Here is a 19,145-nt window from a genome sequence, read left to right as displayed (position 1 = left end):
CGAACCTTACATCAACCTTAAATTAACAAGGACGGGCAAGGGCTCGTCTTTTTACAGCAATCATAAGATTCAATGCCATATTGAGACTCATCATATTTAGCGCGACTACGTTGGAAATACATTTAATTTTTCGATTCGATTGAAAAATAACGTGTAAAGTCCCGATTCAGTCCAGTTTTCTTTGTTCTATATGTGTCAGGTGTGTCTTATTCAATAGAGATAGAGCAAATTGACAGGCTTTTAAACCTCCCGAAAACAAGAAATTAGGTTGATAGACAATCACGAGAAAGATTTTTACAATGAGTTCGAGCTCATAAGAAGCGAAGAGCCAAAATGATGCGAAGGAGGAAAAGATCAGATATGAAACGGTCAATTTCTATTTTTATTACGTGTTTATTGATTACGGTATTGACAATGGGCGGCTTGCCGGCTTCGCCGGCATCTGCAGCAGGGACAAAAATGCCAGCAGCCAAGAATGGTCAGCTTAGCATAAAAGGAACACAGCTCGTAAACCGAGACGGCAAAGCGGTACAATTGAAAGGGATCAGTTCACATGGACTGCAATGGTATGGCGATTTCGTCAATAAAGACAGCTTAAAATGGCTGAGAGACGATTGGGGCATAACCGTTTTCCGCGCGGCGATGTATACGGCAGATGGCGGTTATATTGATAATCCGTCCGTGAAAAATAAAGTAAAAGAAGCGGTTGAAGCGGCAAAAGAACTTGGGATATATGTCATCATTGACTGGCATATCTTAAATGACGGCAACCCAAACCAACATAAAGAGAAGGCAAAAGAATTTTTTAAGGAAATGTCAAGTCTTTACGGAAACACGCCAAACGTCATTTATGAAATTGCAAACGAACCAAACGGTGATGTGAACTGGAAGCGTGATATTAAACCGTATGCGGAAGACGTGATTTCCGCTATCCGCAAAAATGATCCAGACAACATCATCATTGTCGGAACCGGTACATGGAGCCAAGATGTGAATGATGCTGCCGATGACCAGCTAAAAGATGCAAACGTCATGTACGCGCTTCATTTTTATGCCGGCACACACGGCCAATCTTTACAGGATAAAGCAAACTATGCACTCAGCAAAGGAGCGCCTATTTTCGTGACGGAATGGGGAACAAGCGACGCGTCTGGAAATGGCGGTGTATTCCTTGACCAGTCGCGGGAATGGCTGAATTATCTCGACAGCAAGAACATCAGCTGGGTGAACTGGAATCTTTCTGATAAGCAGGAATCATCTTCGGCTTTAAAGCCGGGAGCATCTAAAACAGGCGGCTGGCCGCTTACAGATTTAACTGCTTCAGGAACATTCGTAAGAGAAAACATTCGCGGCAGCAAAGATTCAACGAAGGATGCCCCTGAAACGCCAGCACAAGATAATCCCGCACAGGAAAAAGGCATTTCCGTACAATACAAAGCAGGGGATGGGAGTGTGAACAGCAACCAAATCCGCCCGCAGCTTCACATAAAAAATAACGGCAATGCGACGGTTGATTTAAAAGATGTCACTGCCCGTTACTGGTATAGCGCGAAAAACAAAGGCCAAAACTATGACTGTGACTACGCGCAGATTGGATGCGGCAATCTGATCCACAAATTTGTGTAAGCAAGGTGCAGATACCTATCTGGAACTGGGGTTTAAAACAGGAACGCTGTCACCGGGAGCAAGCACAGGGAATATTCAGCTTCGTCTTCACCATGATGACTGGAGTAATTATGCACAAAGCGGCGATTATTCCTTTTTTCAATCAAATACGTTTAAAACAACGAAAAAAATTACATTATATCATCAAGGAAAACTGATTTGGGGAACAGAACCCCATTAGTTAAGCTTTAGGCGGACATCAGCAACGATGTCCGCTTTTATCATCTTAAACAGCAATACATGGAGGTTTACGTGACGGAGTAGATATGATTCACTGAACATATAATGTAATCGTTTCACAGTTTTGAAAAGCGTTTATCGCGCAATGTATGTATTTCACATCCGCCACTTTTATTACTTAAGGGGGAACAAGAGAATGAAAAGGTATGACGCATTTCCAGAGCCAATTGGCGGCTATACTGTCGGCCGCACCCAAATGGATTTTGAGTACACGGCATCAGATCATACAAAAAGAGAACTGACGGCGTTTGTGTACTATCCGTCCGACAGCAGCGAAGGGAAGACTACATCAACGTACATGTTTCCTGAAGTCTGCGAAATGCTTGATGAGCAGCCGATTCTCACTGCGTTGAAGGATGCTTACTCTATAGATATCAAGACCCAATGTTACGACGACCTTGCTCTCTCCGGGAAAGAAAAGCGTTATCCGGTGTTATTCTATGTTTGCGGCGGAGGCGGTTCTCCAGAATGGGGCACAGTGATCTGTACAGACTTGGCAAGCATGGGATATGTGGCGGTAAGCATCGGCCATCAGAATAGCACGATGTATAAGCGTAAAGATGGGCGCCTGTTTAATGTATCAAAGGATTTTTCTGCTGCCATTTTGGCGTTTTCTGAAGATCCGGAGATGCTGGCGTTGGCTGGTAAGATGGAGATGCGTCCTGACGATGAAACTGCCATTGAGATGTGCCATAACGTGTTTACACTGCCGATTCTTGGCAAGTTAACAAAGTATTGTGAATTGCAGGCGGAAGATGTAAGGTATGCAGCCGATTATCTTGTCAAACTGGACTCTGGAGAGCTGAATTCCATCTTTAAGGACAGATTGTTGCTTGACATCGGCATGGGCATAGTCGGACATTCTTATGGCGGGGCTACGACGGCGATTGTTTGCCGGGACGACGACCGGTTTGCCTGCGGGATTGGATTGGACAGCGGAGCGTTCGGCCTTCAGGGCAGCGACCTTAAGAATCCCTTTTTGCTGCTGTTTTCTGAACCGAACTATAACATGAATGCGATCATTGGGGCTAACAATAGCATGGATACCTATTATTTCTCTGTTGATCGTGCTGCGCATTTAGATTACTGCGACATCGTGTTTACCAGTGTGAATGAGGAACTTAGAGGCGAACGGGATGCCACGGAGATGCGAAATCTTGTTACAGACTATACGAAGAACTTTTTTGATCATTACATCCTGCAGAAAGCTGCAAGTGTGGAAAGTCTGGCATACGATGGCGTGGACTTGATCAAGAAGACCAGCAACAAGTGACATAACCGATGAAAATACTCAAACTGAAAAACCTTTATGACCAATTTAATTTATTAAGGACGTAGAGGTTTTTTAATATTACCTTACAAAAAAGGGGATGCTGTTAGAATATGGATTCGCTTTTATATTCTCTTCATAATTTCTAGTTTACATAATATATATTCTAGGAAGTTATACAGAGAAATGAATTACAAGTCTCATAAACCAAGTATACTTTAGTTATTGAGACAAAAAAGAGAAATTTATAACTGCAATAACCGCACATTGTGTTATTGCAGTTAGCGTTACACGTATAAAAATGTTTACAGCGTTAGTTTTGATTCAGCTGAAATAAAACCTAACGCAAAAGCAAGCTTGAAATGAATTTCTTGTTTGGTCATTACCCGCAATGAGATCATTTCTTTAGGCAAGCATATAAAAAATCAGGTCTGATAATACTTTGCCGCATCTTCCCTGCTTTTTTCCGACGAATTTTTCGCATCGGCTCCCCGAGCAAGTATGACAGCCGCCAGCCAAAGCACTGCCGCGAAATAAAATCCGGCTCTGAGCCCAGCCAATCATTAAAAAATCCCGCAACCAAGGTCCCCCGAAAATACCGAGTGCATAAAGCGCCTGGTATGCCCCATCGATGTTGCTCTCATGCCCGCCGGAACAGACTCAATCGACATTCCAATATGCCGTCGTGAAGCCAAACATTGCCGTAAAAATCATGCCATGGGCTAAAATGGACAAAAACAAGATTTTCAGCAGGGACATCTGCCCGGCTGCCTTCATCATGCCGCTCAATGGATCTTTGCATGAGAAAAAGCCGCCTGATAAACAGACGGCTCTGCAGCTTAATATTTGCTTCGATTACCTGCGGAAGCGTGAGTGATCCGATAATGCACAGTTAAAAATTTCAGTCCGAACAGCCACATATGATGAACGGCCTTCAGGCTTGTTTCGCTCTGGGCTGAAATAAGAAATGTCTCTGCCAGCGGAAGATGACACGTTCCCCATTTCGTCTGGAGATAAATCCCTTCATCACCCGCTCCGCTTTTTCGCCGTCTGCTTGTCAAAACAAGATTCTGCTTACGCACATAAGGCTTTAAAATGCCCGTCATTTGGCCGTACGGCAGCGGAAGAGAGATATTCATGTATCCTTCCCCTTTTGCCCTGTACGCTGAATACAGCGCAGTAAAAACGGTTTCCTGCTTTTCATTTGTTCTGATCCACGCACGGACATTTTTTCTGCCGTCTTTGTCAGAGTCAACTCCTATAATATCACTGTGCATGATATACCAATCCGGATTCATGGACAGATGAATCTGCCCCGCTCTTCTGCTGAACGGCTCGTACACGCGCGCGAACGGACGAAACCATCCGCTCCACGTCACTTTCGCCATGATGTCATAATCAATTGTCTTTTCATAAAAGGAAATAACGGCCGGCGCCAGCTTTTCAGTTGAAAAGTCTTCAGAATGCAGTTCTCTCAGCTGATCCAGAAGGCCGGTATAATGGATGTCATTTGCTGCATGAATGTCAGTCAAAAAATCTTTGCCTATCGTTCCTTTCCCGTAAATTCTGCTGAACGTTCTTTCACTGTTCTCATCGAACGGTCTAGGATTTTCTATTCTCCACCCCGCCAAAGCCGGCAGGATAACGCCGAATGCATTGACGGCCCCGTGAATCCAAATCATCTGGCTGATCGTGAGCGTTGCCTCCTCGCGGTAGACACCGTACGAATATATCAAAGAAAAAGCAATTGTGATCATTAACACAGCCGAAGAACTCCTGATCAAGATCCTGCCTGTTTTCGTAACAAACGGCGCCTTAAAGACGAGATATGCATTTACATACAGACCCGCCAGGTACAGAGCGACAGCAATCACATCAAGTGTCTTTGAAAATGTAATCCCCAAGGCAATAAGGACCGGCGAAATCAAAATAATGACCGTGCTCCACCGGTAAAGTACGCGTTTCTCCCGTATGATCCTGCCGAGCAATCCGTTAAAGATCGGAATGAGAAAAGCGGAATAGTGAAAGTGCACCGCCGTCAGCAGAACGATAAGCGGGCCGAAATTCATGACGGGAATCTCAAGAACATATGCGAAGAACCAGAATCCGCCCCCGGCCAAATAAATGAAACCCGCCATAACAGACATCTCTTCTGTTCTGTGAATATTTGTTTTCATCAGCCGCCAGACAGCATACAGTGCCAGTCCAAGCGTATAAATGAGCCACACAAAGGCAAAAAAACTGAAGCCTGTGACAAGCGCAAGCGCCGCACCTATAGCGGCAACAGGATAACTCCGTAACAACACATTCTCTAAGGTCTTTGACGGCCGAAAAGCAAAGCAGAATACAGCGGGAACGAAAAAAAGTATGGATAATAAAACAAACGTCTCAGCAGCTGATATATACGGAGCTTCAGCCGCCGCAAATCCCAAAAAGCTAATCACGCTGACCATGAGATGACGCTTCAGCATGTTTCTCCCTCTGTTTCCCGGAAAGTCCCCCGGTAAGAGAAAAGCGTGCCGAGTATCCGGTTTTTCACATGAACCTTTATGCTGAAGCAATTCATTTCCTCATCATAAGCCTCATAAACGGTTGAACTGCCGCACAGCCATGCCGGAAGCGGGATTTTCTTTCCGCCTATCAGGAGCCACTGCCTTCCGGATGTAATAACAAGCCCTCCGTCTGAAGACGCTTCTAAATGCAGTTCAGACAGTAGGATGTGAGGTTTGCCGAAGTAATCAAGAATTCTGTTTTCCCGCTCATCATATTCCATGACTGCATCAAAAAAACGCGTTTTGCTTTTAAAGAAAAAGGTACGATTCCATTCCACGCCATTTTGCCTGATTTTGTTTTCGATAGTGAAAGGGATATCGTTTCCCCTCTCTGAGAAAAAACATCTGAAAAAAACACCGGTCTTTAAAAGCATTCTGACAAGAAAAGAACCTCCCTTTATTTCTGACATAACGCCTTCTCCGCAAAACCTGCGTGATCCGTCAAATCTGTACCGTTTCTGCAGCATCGGGTGCAGTGATTGATAATGAGTAATCGCTTTTTCATACATTGAATCCGTCATTTCACTTCTCTCTTTCGTTTTGTATGCCAGGCGCTCGGCAGCTTGAACTTAAGAATCATGCCGGCTATCGTAAGCACTCCTAAAGAGATCACGAATCCGCCGTCGGAATATAGCAGTGCCGTTACACAAAAGAAGACTGACTGCCCGGCGTGAATCAGCCACTTTCTCCGCATGGGAAGCAGCCATAATACCCCTAACCCTGTCTCCAGCGCTCCCCTCACGATCTCTGCATCGGCACAGCCATCATGAAAGCCTTGAAAAAACCAATACAGACTGAATACGAGACACATACAGACATAGACAAATCCGAAACGGACTGATATCTTCGGATGTCTGTTTTGTTCTATCCAAAGCCGCAACGCATCAAAGCTCCATGCGGTAGCCCAGCTTAGCAGAGGACGAAATAAAAACCGGTCTATCCAACTTCCCGGCAGACCGCGGGCCGTTTCATATTGATATTGAGTCAAAAATGAGGTTTGTCCGTTATCCCGCTCTATATACTTCCAGTAGCCCCTGCCTTCTTTTATAAGTGACAGCGGATGATCAGAGGCAAAAGCGAGCGAAGACACTCTTTCTGACGAGCGAGGCCTCATGTCACCTATTGATTCGCCTGTGCCGCATACCTTCAGCCCAAAACCGATTCGTGTTTCATATAGAAATCTCTGCGGTTCATCTGGCAGCCTATGAAGATATGTAATGTCAGAAAAACGCAGATCCCATTCCTTATGAAGATGCGGGTTTTGCGTATATTCCCAAAGCGTTTCTATATCAGATGCAATATTGATTTCGACATATATCGGCTTCTGTTTCATGCCCCCTCCTCTTCCCTTCTTTTGTAAACAATTCCTATATTATCATAGGAACAGATCAAGCGGCAGAACGAAAAGGCCATCCCGTTATCGGCAGGACAGCCTCAGTGGCTTTGATGGCTTACGAATAAGGTATCGTATCTTTTTTATCTTCAGAAGCGGTTTGAATGATAATCGGGCGCACGAAACGGATTACCGCAGCCGAGGCCAAAACGGCTAATCCGCCTGCAAGCAAAAACGCCCCCGAGAATGATCCGCTTTTATCCGCGATAAAGCCGGTTAAAGCAGGCCCGATAATACCGGCCGTGTTTGCAAGAAAATGCATAAAGCCGCCGACTGACCCGACATTCCTTTGATCAACCACATCGTGAATCACCGCCCAATAGATAGAGCCCGTTATATATAAAAAGAAGACTGATAAAGCAACGAGAATAACGGCACTTACGATAGTGGTAACAAGTCCGGCAAATCCGATCAGTACAGCGGAAGCGAACAGGCAAGTGACAAGAATGACTTTCCGTGAGAACAAAACCCCTTTTCCGGCGGTTTTTTTGTATACATAATCAGAAATCATTCCGCCTGCCGCCAAACCGATAAATCCAAGAATCCAGGGAATAACAGTCACCACGCTCATAAATTCAACACTTAAACCGCGTTCTTTCACCAGATAGCTCGGAAACCATGTTAAGAAGAAAAATAAGATGTAATTGTAGGCGAAAAAGGCAAAAGCCGTGAAGAGAACCGTTTTTTGTTTCAAATAAAAGGTCATCGGGATATGCTGCTCATGCGATTGAATCGCCGCTTTCATTGCCGGGGCGTCTTCCGTCTGTGCCGGCCGTTCTTTGACAAATTTAAACCAGATAAACGCCCAGACTAAACCGACGATCATGATCAGGACAAAGGAAACCTTCCAGCTGAATGCCACAGCAATCATCCCGACAATCGGGCCGGAAATCGCTCCGCCGAGCGGCGTGCCGCTGTTTGTCAGGCCGATGACCGTGGCGCGCTGAGACGGAGGAAACCAATTGTTGACCATTTTGCTTATGGCAGCCGACAGCGGCCCCTCGCCCATACCGAATAAAATACGGATAATCAAAAGACTTACAAATCCGAAAGCAAGCGCAACCGCCCCGCTGAAAAGAGACCAAACGATCATCGCCGTACACAATGTCAATTTAGCCCCGTACCGGTCAGATGCAACACCGCCGAGAAAGTTAAACACAGCGTATCCGACAGAAAAACTGCTGAAAATCAGCCCCATTTGGGTTGCAGACAATGTGAGATCCTGCTGTATGAACGGCGCTGCAATAGACAGCGCTGAGCGGTCTAAATAGTTAATCACCCCGGCTGAAAATAAAAGAAGAATAATAGGGAATCTATCCTTTGAGAACATAAAATCCCTCCCTCTTATTTCATAATTTAAATTGCCGGAGTAAACCGGTTTATGCAATGAAACCGGTTATCCGGATTGCCTTGCGAGAAGCGCCGGTTTATAGCGGTATATCCGTTTTTCACCGCTATCTTTTTCTTGTATCTGGCGAAGAAGAAGGCTTCCCGCTTTTCGCGCCATTTCTGCCGCAGGCTGGACGATCGTCGTAATCGGAGGAGTAAAAAAACCCGCAAAAGGAACTTCATCAATTCCGATGACGGCTGCCTTATCAGGAATTGTCATATCATGCTCCTTCATATACTTCAGCACCTCAACAAGAACGATATCGTTTGCCGCCAATATCGCTTTCGGAGGCTCCTGAAGTGAGAACAGCTCTGACAAAACATTGGAAATATCAGCCGCATCGGCTGTTTTGATATATTCGTTCCGCACCATCATTCCGTGGCGGTCAAGCGCCTTTTTATACCCTTCAATCCGCTCTACCCTCGGACTGATTTCCCGAATAATGGACGTCGTAATAATCGCGATTCTCTTAATGCCGCTCTCGATAAACCGGTCAACGGCAAGACCGGCTGCATGATGGTTATCAAGCATCACTGTGGGAATCCCGAGTTTTTCAATGGTTCTGTCCATAAACACAACCGGAAACGTATCGCGTTTCATCTTTTCATATAAAGAGAGATTTTCGCCCGTCGGAAAAATAATAATTCCGTCCACCTGCTTGGCCCTGAGCATTTCAATATATTTCTTTTCTTTTTCCGGTTCATCATCCGCATTGCAGACAATAATATGAAATCCTTGTTCATGAAAATAGTCTTCCACCGCCCTGATGACCTGAGTGGAAAAGGTGTGAAGAATATTAGCCACCACCACACCTACCGTAAATGTTGATTTCTGTTTTAAGCTGCGGGCGACGAAATTCGGCTGATAGTTCAGCTCTTGAATGGCCGCTTCTATTTTTTGTTTCGTTTTCTCGCTCATATAGTCATAGCGCTGATTTAAAAATTGAGATACGGTGCTTTTAGATACGTTTGCATATTTCGCCACATCAGAAATTGTAATGGTTTTCATAGACTCATCCCCGTCTGTCTTCATTTTTCACTAGTATAAGTCAGAAGTAAATCGTTTACAATCTGACAGGGACATGGATTCTGTCACACTCCGGAATAAGCCATAAAACCTCCGTCGACGGGAACGGTGACCCCGGTGACAAAGCCTGAGCATGAATCATCCGAAAGCCACAGGAGCGTTCCCAGAAGGTCTTCCGGTTTCCCGAAACGTTTCATCGGTGTATGTGCCATAATCTTATTGGATCGGTCTGTCAGACTTCCATCTTCCTGTAATAACAACTCACGGTTTTGCGCAGTCAAAAAGAAACCCGGAGCGATGGCATTCACCCGCAGCCCTTTTTTTGCGAAATGAACAGCCATCCACATCGTAAAATTCTGAACCGCCGCCTTAGCCGCGCTGTAGGCGGGCACCTTTGTCATCGGTGTATACGCGCTCATAGAAGAAATATTAATAATCGCGGGACATTCCGCCTTCAAAAGGTCTTTTCCAAACACTTGCGATGCCAGAAATGCACCGGTAAAGTTGCTTGAAAATACGCTGGAAAACCCCGTTTCGTCCATATCAAAAAATGATGGGCTCTGCTCATCCTCTTCATACGTCTCACTGGCAGTGATCGCATCCGGGTGGTTTCCCCCGGCTCCGTTAATTAAAAGATTGACAGAACCGAACCGGCTGATAATCTCGTCTTTTGCCTTTTCGAGCGAATCACGGGCTGAAACATCAGCCGGTACAGAAACCGCGGTTCCTCCAGCGTCAGCAATCTCGCCCGCCGCACGCTCTGCTTTATCAGCATTCCGGCTGACGATCGCAATTTTCATCCCCTGCCGTGAAAGCTCCTTTGCCATTGCTGAACAGAGAACACCGCTCCCGCCTGTTATGACAGCGGTTCTTCCTGATAAACGTTCATGAATCGGTCTCATCCCTTCACCTCTTTCTCATGAGACGAGAATGCATCCCACAGTCCGCTCAAGTACATAATTCCTAAGGCACGATCATATAAACCATAACCCGGCCGGCATTGTTCGCCCCAGATATGACGGCCGTGATCAGGCCGTACATATCCTTTGTAGCCTTGGCCGTGCAATTCTTTTACCACACCGGTAATATCAATGGACCCATCACTGGTAAGATGCGAAGTTTCCGTAAAATCACCGTTATCACAGATTTTCACATTTCGTATATGGGCAAACGGCGCAGCTCCCGCATAGTGTTTGGCGATCTTCACCATATCATTGGCGGGATCCGCTCCCATCGAACCCGTGCACAACGTAATACAGTTGGCGGGTGAATCTGAAATCTCTCGCAGCTTTTCATAACTTTTCTCACCGGTGATAATACGGGGCAGGCCAAAAATTGACCAGGGCGGATCATCCGGATGAATGGCCATTTGAATGCCGTGTTCCTCCGCTACAGGAAGGATTTCATGTAAAAAGAATTCTAGATTGGCCCAAAGCTGTTTTTCACCGACCGTTTGATAGGCCTCAAACAGTTCCTTGATCCGGGCCATTTTCTCCGGCTCCCACCCCGGAAGCGTCAAGTCAGAAGATTTCTCAACCGTGCGGATCAGTTCCTCCGGAGGCAGACTTTCCACTTTCGCTTTTTCAAAAAACAAAGCGGTTGACCCATCCTCCAGCACTCGGAACATATCGGTACGCGTCCAGTCAAATATCGGCATGAAATTGTAACAGATGACTTTCACGCCGAATTCGGACAGATTGCGAATGGTCTGTTTATAGTGTTCGATATATTGTCCGCGTTCTTCATGGCCGAGTTTAATGGCTTCATGAACATTCACGCTTTCCACGACCTCTGCATGAAACCCATAGGATTGAATGAATCTGACTTCCGCTTCAATGTCCTCCTTTTCCCATACTTCGCCCGCGGGCTTCTGGTGAAGAGCCCAGACGATGCCTTTGACCCCGGGAATTTGTCTGACATGTTCAAGAGTCACCGTATCATTACCTTGGCCATACCAGCGAAACGTGATATTCATGTTACACCCCCGTATATTCGTTTTTTCGGCAGACGTATTCTTTGCTGAGGGATACGGCAGCTTCATAGCCGCCCTTTTGATATGCTTTTGTCAAGTCGCTTCCCACTCCGACCGCGACCGCTCCGGCAGAAAGCCAGTCATTCATACTGTTTAATGAGATACCCCCGGTCGGCATAATGCGGACATTCGGCAGAGGGCCGTTGACCGACTTGATAAATGAAGGGTCAAACGAATTAGCGGGGAACAGCTTTACCACATCACATCCGGCTTCGAGCGCCAAAGCCATATCAGACACGCTCATGCATCCCGGAAGATACGGTACGCTGTACTGGTTGCATAGAGATGCTATCTCTTTTACAAAATGAGAGCTGACGATAAATGAGGCGCCTGATAAAATGGCGTGTCTCGCCGTTTCTGTATCCATTACAGAACCGGCTCCAAGAAGAATATCTTGATGCCGGAGTTCCTTAAAGACATCTTCCACTTCAGGAGTTGTGTATGTAAGCTCAATGGCGCTGATACCTCCTGAAATGGCCGCTTTTGAAACTTCAAGCGCCTCTTGGCTGTTTTGTCCCCTTATGACAGCCACCACTTGTGCATGCAGAAGTTTTTCGTAAATGGCGTACTTAGGCAGCATTCTCGCTCCTCCTTTAATCAAACGTAATGATTGCTTTTCCCACCTTGCCCGGGTGCTGTTCGATCAACTGAAATGCTTGATGGACGTCATCTGCTGAAAATGTATGTGTAATAAGACCGCCGTGCGTTAACAGGCCTTTATTCAGTAAGTCTGTAATGTACGGGAACTGATTCGTCTGCAATCTTGAACCGGTGATCGTGACTTCCTTTTTTGTGATCGGAAGCTGAGAAATGCCGGCAGTCCTCTCATCAAAACCTAGCACAACCACATGACCGGCCGGAGACACCGCGTCAATGGACGTTTCAAACGTTGAGGGGAGACAGACAGCATCAATGACGACATTGGCGCCTTCATTTTTTGTCCATTCGTTCACCCGCAAAACGGGATCTTCTTTTTGCGCGTTGACGGTAACGTCCGCACCGTTTTTTTCAGCGAATGCTAAGCGTTCATCATTCAAGTCGGTTATCATGACGGAAGCGCCTTTGAACTTTGCCATTTTTAATATGCAGATTCCGATTGGCCCCGCTCCTTGAATCAAAACGGTATCTTCCTTCTCGACGCTGCCTCTCCAAACGGCCTGGGCGCCGATCGTATATGGTTCTGCCATGACCGCCTCCTCCCAGGGCAGATCGGGCGAAACGGCATACAGCTGCTTTTCCGGAAGCACAATATATTCCCGCATCCCGCCATCTTCATGAACGCCGAACACCGAAAGCGCTTTGCAGACGTTCGGACGTCCTTTCCGGCAGGCATAGCATGTTCCGCAATAAGATATCGGTTCAATCACTACCCGGTCACCCGGCTTGAAACGCCGGACATGAGAACCGGTCTTTGCGACTTCCCCTGTGACTTCATGTCCGATTACTCTCGGCAGGGACGCTAACGGATTTGTCCCATGATAAATATGCAAATCTGATCCGCAAATTCCGACCCGCTTCACCTTGACAAGAACATCATCCGCGTGGACAACAGACGGTTTCTCACATTCCGTCACCATCAGATCAAATGCTTTCCGTACTTGAACCGCTTTCATTTTTTCACCCGCTTTTTAAGTTGTGCTTGCTACCGTTCAATCACAGTCTCTTTGTTTACAAATGACAGAACCTCCTCTAGGTAGGGAAGCCCTTCATTGTCACCGGAAACTGTGGTGACGAGCGCACCGACTGCATTTGCAAACTCCAGACGTTTTTCCGGTTCAAAACCATGCAGATAACTGTACAGGTAGCCGGCATTAAAGCCGTCACCCGCTCCTACCGTGTCGACAGGCGCAACCGGGAAAGCCTCTTTGTGAACCCACTTATGATCATGATACAGCGCAGAACCCGCTTCACCGTCTTTTATGACAAGCTGACTGATTGAATAGCTCTCTGCAAACCGGGCTAATGCTTCATTTTCTCCTATACCTGTCAGCTGTTTCATTTCGTCCCGCCCCGCCAGAAGAATATCAGTATGCGGAAAGATTTGATGAAATGCCGCACGCGCCTCCTCAATCGTCCACAGCTTCAGCCTGATATTCGGATCAAAAGATACGGGAATCTTTCTTGCTTTGGCGATGGAAAGCACCCTTTCAGCAATTTCAAGGTTTTTCTTATCAAGCGCGAGGAACACACCGGTAAGATGAACGATGTGAATGCCGGCAAACATATTCTCTGTTATATCTTCCGGTGCAAGAGTCAGAATTGGTGAATTGAAACGATAATAAAACGTCTTGCCTGAACCGTCATTTCTGATCTCTTTGACATTTAAAGATGTAGGAAAGCCTTCAACAAAGGAGACGTCAGTCACATCAATTCCTTCTCCTTTGGCAAACTGATAAATCACTCTGCCGAACTCATCCTTCCCCAGTCTGCTGACCCACTTTGAGTGCAGGTTCAATCTGGCGCATGCAATCGCAAAATTCAGTTCAGCTCCTCCTGCTTTTCGTTCAAAATGGGTAACAAAACGCAAAGGTCCTGTGCTTGCGGGATTTAAGGTGATCATCGCATCACCGATCGTAAAAATGCCATAATCAGAAGCCACATCAATACTCCTTTCCTTTAAGACTAAATCGGTTTGGTAAACCGGTTTAGTTAAACTTTATATGAAAGCCCTTACATACACAAGAGAAAAATACAATAAATTCAAAAAAATCTGTTTTCAGTAAAAGTAACCCGGTTTTTCACATAAAAAACCCCTCACAACAAAATGTAAGGGGTTTTTTTGAAAATTGTATGCATGTTTCCTCAGTTAGCAGTCTTACGTTCAGGGCTTGTACCTTCTTCTTCCGCCCATGTTTCAATATGCTGGAGCTCCGGGGTATTCTCGGCTTTGAATACAGGATCAAGACCTTTTTTGCGCTGAGCGGCATAATCCTTATAGATCTTGTAGGCTACATTACTCAGCAGTAAGATTGCCACTAAGTTAATGAGAGCCAAGAGTCCCATAAACAAGTTTGCCATGTCCCAGACGATCTGGAAGTCAGCCAAACATCCGTATACCACCATCACTACGACGAATACGCGGTAAATATTAAGCCATGTTTTGCTTGTTTTAATAAATTCGATATTCGTTTCACCATAGTAATAGTTGCCGACGACTGAGCTGAATGCGAATAAAAACATCGCAATCGCAATAAATGTCGGCGCCCATCCGCCGAGATGGTGCTGCAGTGCGGCTTGCGTCACTTGGATGCCGTCGCCTTTAGGCGTAAAGCTGTACAATAAAATGATAAAAGCAGTCGATGTACAAACGATAAACGTATCAAAGAACACGCCGAGGGTCTGAATTAATCCCTGCTTAGCCGGATGCGACACATGTGCAGCTGCTGCGGCATTCGGCGCGCTTCCCATACCCGCTTCGTTTGAAAACAGGCCGCGCTGCGCTCCGATAATAATGATGCTTCCTAAGCTTCCGCCGACGATCTGCTCAAAACCGAACGCATTTTTCACAATGGTAACAAGCAGCTCAGGTACCGCCGAGATATTTACAATCACGACATACAGCGCGATCAGAATATACATTCCCGCCATAACCGGAACGATTAATTGCGAGACAGATACAACACGCTTCAGACCGCCGAATATAATGAAAGCCGTTAATACAGCTAAAATGATTGCGATAACTGTTTTATTCACATGGAATGCTTCGTCAAACGCCACAGAAATCGTATTTGACTGCACCGCGTTAAAGATAAGTCCGAAAGAAACGGTAATCAATACGGCGAATAAAATACCGAGCCAGCGGGCGCCCAGTCCCTTTGCCATGTAATATGCCGGACCGCCGCGGAATTCGTCACCGGAACGCACTTTATACAACTGCGCCAAGGTGCTTTCCACAAAGCTGGAAGCCATACCGACAATCGCTACGATCCACATCCAAAATACTGCGCCGGGACCGCCTGTTGCAATCGCCAGCGCGACGCCGGTCAAGTTTCCGGTTCCGACACGAGAAGCGGCTGAGATAAAGAATGCCTGCATTGAAGACACTCCTTTATTTCCTTGCGGCTTCTCCCCGACGATTCTGAACATTTCAAAAAAGTACTGGAATTGAATAAAGCGAAAACGGAACGTAAAGTACAATCCGATCCCGACTAAAATATAAACAAGATACTTCCAAATAAAATCATTTGGAACATTTATGATTTCACTGATGAAAGCCTCCATGTTTAACCTCCCTTTTACATATCTTTTACTGTCATTTTTGCTGCATATGTTAGATCTTTTAACACAACGGGTATTATTATATCACAACAACAGTGGTTGAGAAGTTTTTTTAAGAAAATGTTTCGGTTTCTTCATCACATCTTTTGCTGTCATGCCCCGTTTTTTATCTTACAGCCCGAAAAATGTTGTCACGTCATAAGGAATGCGTGCATATCATAACAAATAGGTCTTTAAGAAAAAAGAGATGAAAAGATGGATGGAATGGTATATACTTAACCAGGATAATAATTTTTTAAATTTAATAAATGTGTTTACTTTACATTTAAATTAGGGTATTATAATAAAAATATTCAGACTTATGAAGGGGGGAGAACATTTGAAAAAAATCTTGTTTTTAAAAGCTTCTATTTTATTTTTAGCGATTGCAAGCTTTCATTTGCTCTCCATTCCCCATGCGTTTGATACCGCTCATCATTTTAAAGCGGTAGCCGACCAGCAGGAAATGCACGAAATGAAGGCCGGCCAAAATGCTGATGATGAGAAAAAATCGCTGACGGGCTCATATATCTTGACGGCGCTTTTTGCCGCTTCTGTCTCACTGATCGTGATATCAGACAGGAGACGCCCCGCTTCCCGGAGAAGACAGCGAAAGAAAAGCTTTTTAATCGCTAAATTTTATCAGTCCTCGTATTTCGATGAGCTTCATGTTCAACATCGCCTATCTATGTAACATAAAATGAGGAGGTTGTTAAACATGTTGTTTATCTTACGAATGGTGATTTTAGGGTTGTTTTCATTCACTGCATTGAATTTATTTGTATGGCAGGGAATCGAAGTCATTCACGCTATCACTGACTTATTCGGCAGCCATGAAAGCTAAATAGTAAAACCTCCGCTCAATGAGCGGAGGTTTTTTATTTTAATTTTACTCTTAAACATCGTATGCAGGGATACGCCATACATCTGTTACCGGCCCTGTCTCATCTTCATCGGTAAAGAAGGAGCCGTTGCTGTATCGGTCATTCGACCGCAAGGACTTCACGGCGATTTCGATTCTCTCGCCTTTTTCTGTTTCCGCAGCGATCATGTCGGCTAAAGCGCACGCGAATACGCCGACTGCCCGATGCGGGTTCTTTTTAAGCTCTCGCAGCATGATGACACCGCGTTTCGCCCTGGATGTTTTTTCGAATTCAGATAGGTTCATCCGTTTGATCGCTCCCCGCTGTGTGACGAGGACGAGCGAATCTGTCTCATGCAGGATTTGCCCTGATACGACGGTATCACCGTCTTTTAAATTTATGCCCTTTACGCCGGCCGCACGGGCACCGACTACATTTACTTCATCTTCACCGAACCATAAACCGTACCCGAGGCGGGTGGCGATAAACAGCTGGCTGCCGCCGTCTGTGACATGAACATCAATCAGCTCATCATCCCCTTTAAGGTTAAGGGCAACAAGCGCTTTCGAGTAACGCTGCGCTTTGTAATGCGTCATTTCAGTTCTCTTCACCATACCGTTTTTCGTCATGAACAATAAATATGAAGATGGATCAAATTCTTTTACCGGTATAGCTTTCACGATGGTTTCATCACGGTCAATCGTGATGATGTTCGTTACGTGCTGTCCCATGTCTTTCCACCTGATATCGGGAAGCTGGTGAACCGGACAATAAACATAGCTTCCCTTATTGGTAAAGAGCAGAAGAACATCCGTTGTATTCATTTCGAATTGGTGAATCAGCCTGTCAGTATCCTTCATACCGAAATCCTGGCCGTTAGAAGCAGCAAATGACCGCTGGCTTGTTCGTTTTACATAGCCGTCTTTTGTGACTGTCACATATACGTCCTCAGAGGCAACCATGACTTCAAGATTGATTTTAATTTCCTCAATCTTTTCTTCAATGACAGACCGTCTGCTGTCAGCATAGGTCTTTTTCAATTTTTTCAGGCTGCTTGTAATGACTTTTAACAGCTTTTTATCATGACTTAAAATGGCTTCGAGCTCCTGAATTTTCTTGCTGAGCTCTTCCGCTTCCTCTTTTAGCGCCGTAATATCCGTGTTTGTCAGACGATACAGCTGCAAGGATACGATCGCTTCGGCCTGCGGCTCCGTAAATGCGAATTTAGAAATTAAGTTTTGTTTCGCATCTTTCTTGTCGCTGCTTGCCCGGATGACCGCTATGACCTCATCTAACACGGACAGTGCCTTCATCAGTCCTTCAACGATGTGATGCCGCTCTTTTGCTTTTTGTAATTCAAAGACGGAGCGGTTTGTCACCACTTCCTTCTGATGGGAAATATACGCATCCAGGATGGCCGTAAGACTCATCAGCATCGGCCGGCGGTTATGTATGGCGACCATATTAAAGTTATATGTTGTCTGTAGATCAGTGTTTTTATATAAGAAATTCAGGATGCCTTTTGCATCGGCTTCTTTCTTTAACTCAACGACCACCCGGAGCCCTGTGCGGTCAGTTTCATCCCTGACTTCAGAAATGCCTTCGACTTTTTTGTCTATGCGGTATTCGTCCATTTTCTTAACGAGATTGGCTTTGTTTACTTCAAACGGAATTTCTGTAATGACGATTTGCTCCCGTCCGCCTCTTACGGATTCCACTTCAGCCTTGCCGCGGATAATAATTTTGCCTTTACCGGTTTCATAAGCCTTCCGAATGCCATCGACTCCTTGAATAATGCCTCCTGTCGGAAAGTCAGGCCCTTTAATCACCTGCATCAAGTCATCGACGGTGCAATCCGGACATTCAATCCGTTTAATGACGGCATCAATGACCTCACCCAGATGATGAGGGGGAATATCAGTCGCATAGCCCGCTGAAATCCCGGTTGATCCGTTGACAAGCAAGTTAGGGAACATGGCGGGCAAAACAACCGGCTCTTTACTGGTGTCATCAAAGTTCGGAACGAATTCAACCGTATTTTTATCAATATCACGCAAAAGCTCTGACGCGATAGAAGATAATCTCGCTTCCGTATAACGCATGGCAGCCGGCGGATCACCGTCAATGCTTCCGTTATTGCCGTGCATCTCAATCAGCACATTCCGCACTTTCCAATCCTGGCTCATCCGCACCATCGCTTCATAAACGGAGCTGTCACCGTGCGGATGATAATTACCGATAACGTTTCCGACCGTTTTCGCCGCTTTACGGAAATTTTTATCGAATGTATTTCCGTCTGCGTGCATGGCGTATAAAATTCTCCGCTGCACCGGCTTTAAACCGTCACGAGCGTCGGGCAGCGCCCTGTCTTGAATAATGTATTTACTGTAGCGTCCGAAACGGTCGCCGATTACTTCTTCTAACGGTAAATCATGAAATAATTCTGGCTGTGCCACT

16 protein-coding genes and 1 pseudogene are annotated in these 19,145 nt (G+C 45.6%); 4 read left to right on the top strand and 13 right to left on the bottom strand.

Annotated elements, in window-relative coordinates; genetic code table 11:
* The first annotated feature begins 360 nt into the window (after window positions 1-360).
* Window positions 361-1,846: pseudogene (locus tag ACWJJS_RS10220) on the top strand (cellulase family glycosylhydrolase).
* 195 nt (window positions 1,847-2,041) lie between these two features.
* On the top strand, window positions 2,042-3,178 hold the full coding sequence (locus ACWJJS_RS10215; protein WP_182068880.1) for an alpha/beta hydrolase: 1,137 nt from the start codon (window positions 2,042-2,044) through the stop codon (window positions 3,176-3,178).
* A 422-nt stretch (window positions 3,179-3,600) separates the two neighbouring features.
* Here ACWJJS_RS10215 and ACWJJS_RS10210 read toward each other — a convergent pair whose 3' ends face one another.
* The 12 genes from ACWJJS_RS10210 to ACWJJS_RS10155 all read right to left on the bottom strand — a co-directional run bounded on the left by ACWJJS_RS10210 (window position 3,601) and on the right by ACWJJS_RS10155 (window position 15,789).
* Window positions 3,601-3,735, bottom strand: coding sequence for a hypothetical protein (locus tag ACWJJS_RS10210; protein WP_255219917.1), 135 nt, complete (start codon window positions 3,733-3,735; stop codon window positions 3,601-3,603).
* Window positions 3,736-4,014: 279 nt separating this feature from the next.
* Entirely contained in the window at window positions 4,015-5,646 is a 1,632-nt protein-coding gene (locus tag ACWJJS_RS10205) for a YndJ family protein (RefSeq protein ID WP_454023534.1), read from the bottom strand.
* On the bottom strand, window positions 5,640-6,248 hold the full coding sequence (locus tag ACWJJS_RS10200; RefSeq protein ID WP_454023533.1) for a DUF4166 domain-containing protein: 609 nt from the start codon (window positions 6,246-6,248) through the stop codon (window positions 5,640-5,642). The genes ACWJJS_RS10205 and ACWJJS_RS10200 overlap by 7 nt, the downstream gene beginning before the upstream one ends.
* Window positions 6,245-7,060: a hypothetical protein gene (locus tag ACWJJS_RS10195; RefSeq protein WP_454023532.1), complete on the bottom strand. Its 816-nt coding sequence runs from the start codon at window positions 7,058-7,060 to the stop codon at window positions 6,245-6,247. Before ACWJJS_RS10195 ends, ACWJJS_RS10200 begins: the two co-directional genes overlap by 4 nt.
* A 118-nt stretch (window positions 7,061-7,178) precedes the next feature.
* On the bottom strand, window positions 7,179-8,450 hold the full coding sequence (locus ACWJJS_RS10190) for an MFS transporter (RefSeq protein ID WP_172614718.1): 1,272 nt from the start codon (window positions 8,448-8,450) through the stop codon (window positions 7,179-7,181).
* A gap of 66 nt (window positions 8,451-8,516) precedes the next feature.
* Window positions 8,517-9,518 (bottom strand): substrate-binding domain-containing protein, encoded by a 1,002-nt coding sequence (locus tag ACWJJS_RS10185; RefSeq protein WP_278071879.1) that lies wholly within the window; start codon window positions 9,516-9,518, stop codon window positions 8,517-8,519.
* Window positions 9,519-9,601: 83 nt separating this feature from the next.
* Window positions 9,602-10,438 (bottom strand): SDR family oxidoreductase, encoded by an 837-nt coding sequence (locus ACWJJS_RS10180; protein ID WP_454023531.1) that lies wholly within the window; start codon window positions 10,436-10,438, stop codon window positions 9,602-9,604.
* Window positions 10,435-11,511 (bottom strand): mannonate dehydratase, encoded by a 1,077-nt coding sequence (uxuA, locus tag ACWJJS_RS10175; protein WP_229154084.1) that lies wholly within the window; start codon window positions 11,509-11,511, stop codon window positions 10,435-10,437. The genes ACWJJS_RS10180 and uxuA overlap by 4 nt, the downstream gene beginning before the upstream one ends.
* A 1-nt stretch (window position 11,512) precedes the next feature.
* Window positions 11,513-12,148 (bottom strand): bifunctional 2-keto-4-hydroxyglutarate aldolase/2-keto-3-deoxy-6-phosphogluconate aldolase, encoded by a 636-nt coding sequence (locus ACWJJS_RS10170; RefSeq protein WP_012117658.1) that lies wholly within the window; start codon window positions 12,146-12,148, stop codon window positions 11,513-11,515.
* A 13-nt stretch (window positions 12,149-12,161) separates the two neighbouring features.
* Window positions 12,162-13,181, bottom strand: coding sequence for a zinc-binding alcohol dehydrogenase family protein (locus ACWJJS_RS10165; RefSeq protein WP_077722389.1), 1,020 nt, complete (start codon window positions 13,179-13,181; stop codon window positions 12,162-12,164).
* Between the two features lie 29 nt (window positions 13,182-13,210).
* Entirely contained in the window at window positions 13,211-14,167 is a 957-nt protein-coding gene (locus tag ACWJJS_RS10160) for a sugar kinase (RefSeq protein WP_101563058.1), read from the bottom strand.
* A 203-nt stretch (window positions 14,168-14,370) separates the two neighbouring features.
* On the bottom strand, window positions 14,371-15,789 hold the full coding sequence (locus ACWJJS_RS10155) for an alanine/glycine:cation symporter family protein (protein WP_071391774.1): 1,419 nt from the start codon (window positions 15,787-15,789) through the stop codon (window positions 14,371-14,373).
* A 376-nt stretch (window positions 15,790-16,165) separates the two neighbouring features.
* Between ACWJJS_RS10155 and ACWJJS_RS10150 the strand changes: the two genes are divergently transcribed.
* Window positions 16,166-16,519 (top strand): hypothetical protein, encoded by a 354-nt coding sequence (locus ACWJJS_RS10150; RefSeq protein ID WP_003153956.1) that lies wholly within the window; start codon window positions 16,166-16,168, stop codon window positions 16,517-16,519.
* A gap of 24 nt (window positions 16,520-16,543) precedes the next feature.
* Window positions 16,544-16,669: a hypothetical protein gene (locus ACWJJS_RS10145; RefSeq protein ID WP_003153957.1), complete on the top strand. Its 126-nt coding sequence runs from the start codon at window positions 16,544-16,546 to the stop codon at window positions 16,667-16,669.
* A gap of 51 nt (window positions 16,670-16,720) precedes the next feature.
* Here the strand turns inward: ACWJJS_RS10145 and parC are convergent, their stop codons facing one another.
* Window positions 16,721-19,144 carry a DNA topoisomerase IV subunit A gene (gene parC / locus ACWJJS_RS10140; protein ID WP_454023530.1) on the bottom strand — a complete coding sequence of 808 codons (2,424 nt, stop codon included), beginning with the start codon at window positions 19,142-19,144 and terminating at the stop codon, window positions 16,721-16,723.
* Window position 19,145: the final 1 nt, after the last annotated feature.

The organism is Bacillus sp. JK106 (genome assembly GCF_053663355.1).
Note: the sequence above shows the minus strand (reverse complement) of the source record. Positions and strands in the feature narration are given on the sequence as shown.

What these genes read in the sequence shown, in the direction of transcription:
- ACWJJS_RS10205 (WP_454023534.1), bottom strand. Translation starts at nt 5,646, where the DNA reads ATGCTGAAGCGTCATCTCATGGTCAGCGTGATTAGCTTTTTGGGATTT.
- ACWJJS_RS10190 (WP_172614718.1), bottom strand. Translation starts at nt 8,450, where the DNA reads ATGTTCTCAAAGGATAGATTCCCTATTATTCTTCTTTTATTTTCAGCC.
- ACWJJS_RS10195 (WP_454023532.1), bottom strand. Translation starts at nt 7,060, where the DNA reads ATGAAACAGAAGCCGATATATGTCGAAATCAATATTGCATCTGATATA.
- ACWJJS_RS10215 (WP_182068880.1), top strand. Translation starts at nt 2,042, where the DNA reads ATGAAAAGGTATGACGCATTTCCAGAGCCAATTGGCGGCTATACTGTC.
- ACWJJS_RS10155 (WP_071391774.1), bottom strand. Translation starts at nt 15,789, where the DNA reads ATGGAGGCTTTCATCAGTGAAATCATAAATGTTCCAAATGATTTTATT.
- ACWJJS_RS10180 (WP_454023531.1), bottom strand. Translation starts at nt 10,438, where the DNA reads ATGAGACCGATTCATGAACGTTTATCAGGAAGAACCGCTGTCATAACA.
- ACWJJS_RS10185 (WP_278071879.1), bottom strand. Translation starts at nt 9,518, where the DNA reads ATGAAAACCATTACAATTTCTGATGTGGCGAAATATGCAAACGTATCT.
- ACWJJS_RS10145 (WP_003153957.1), top strand. Translation starts at nt 16,544, where the DNA reads ATGTTGTTTATCTTACGAATGGTGATTTTAGGGTTGTTTTCATTCACT.
- ACWJJS_RS10165 (WP_077722389.1), bottom strand. Translation starts at nt 13,181, where the DNA reads ATGAAAGCGGTTCAAGTACGGAAAGCATTTGATCTGATGGTGACGGAA.
- ACWJJS_RS10200 (WP_454023533.1), bottom strand. Translation starts at nt 6,248, where the DNA reads ATGACGGATTCAATGTATGAAAAAGCGATTACTCATTATCAATCACTG.
- uxuA (WP_229154084.1), bottom strand. Translation starts at nt 11,511, where the DNA reads ATGAATATCACGTTTCGCTGGTATGGCCAAGGTAATGATACGGTGACT.
- ACWJJS_RS10170 (WP_012117658.1), bottom strand. Translation starts at nt 12,148, where the DNA reads ATGCTGCCTAAGTACGCCATTTACGAAAAACTTCTGCATGCACAAGTG.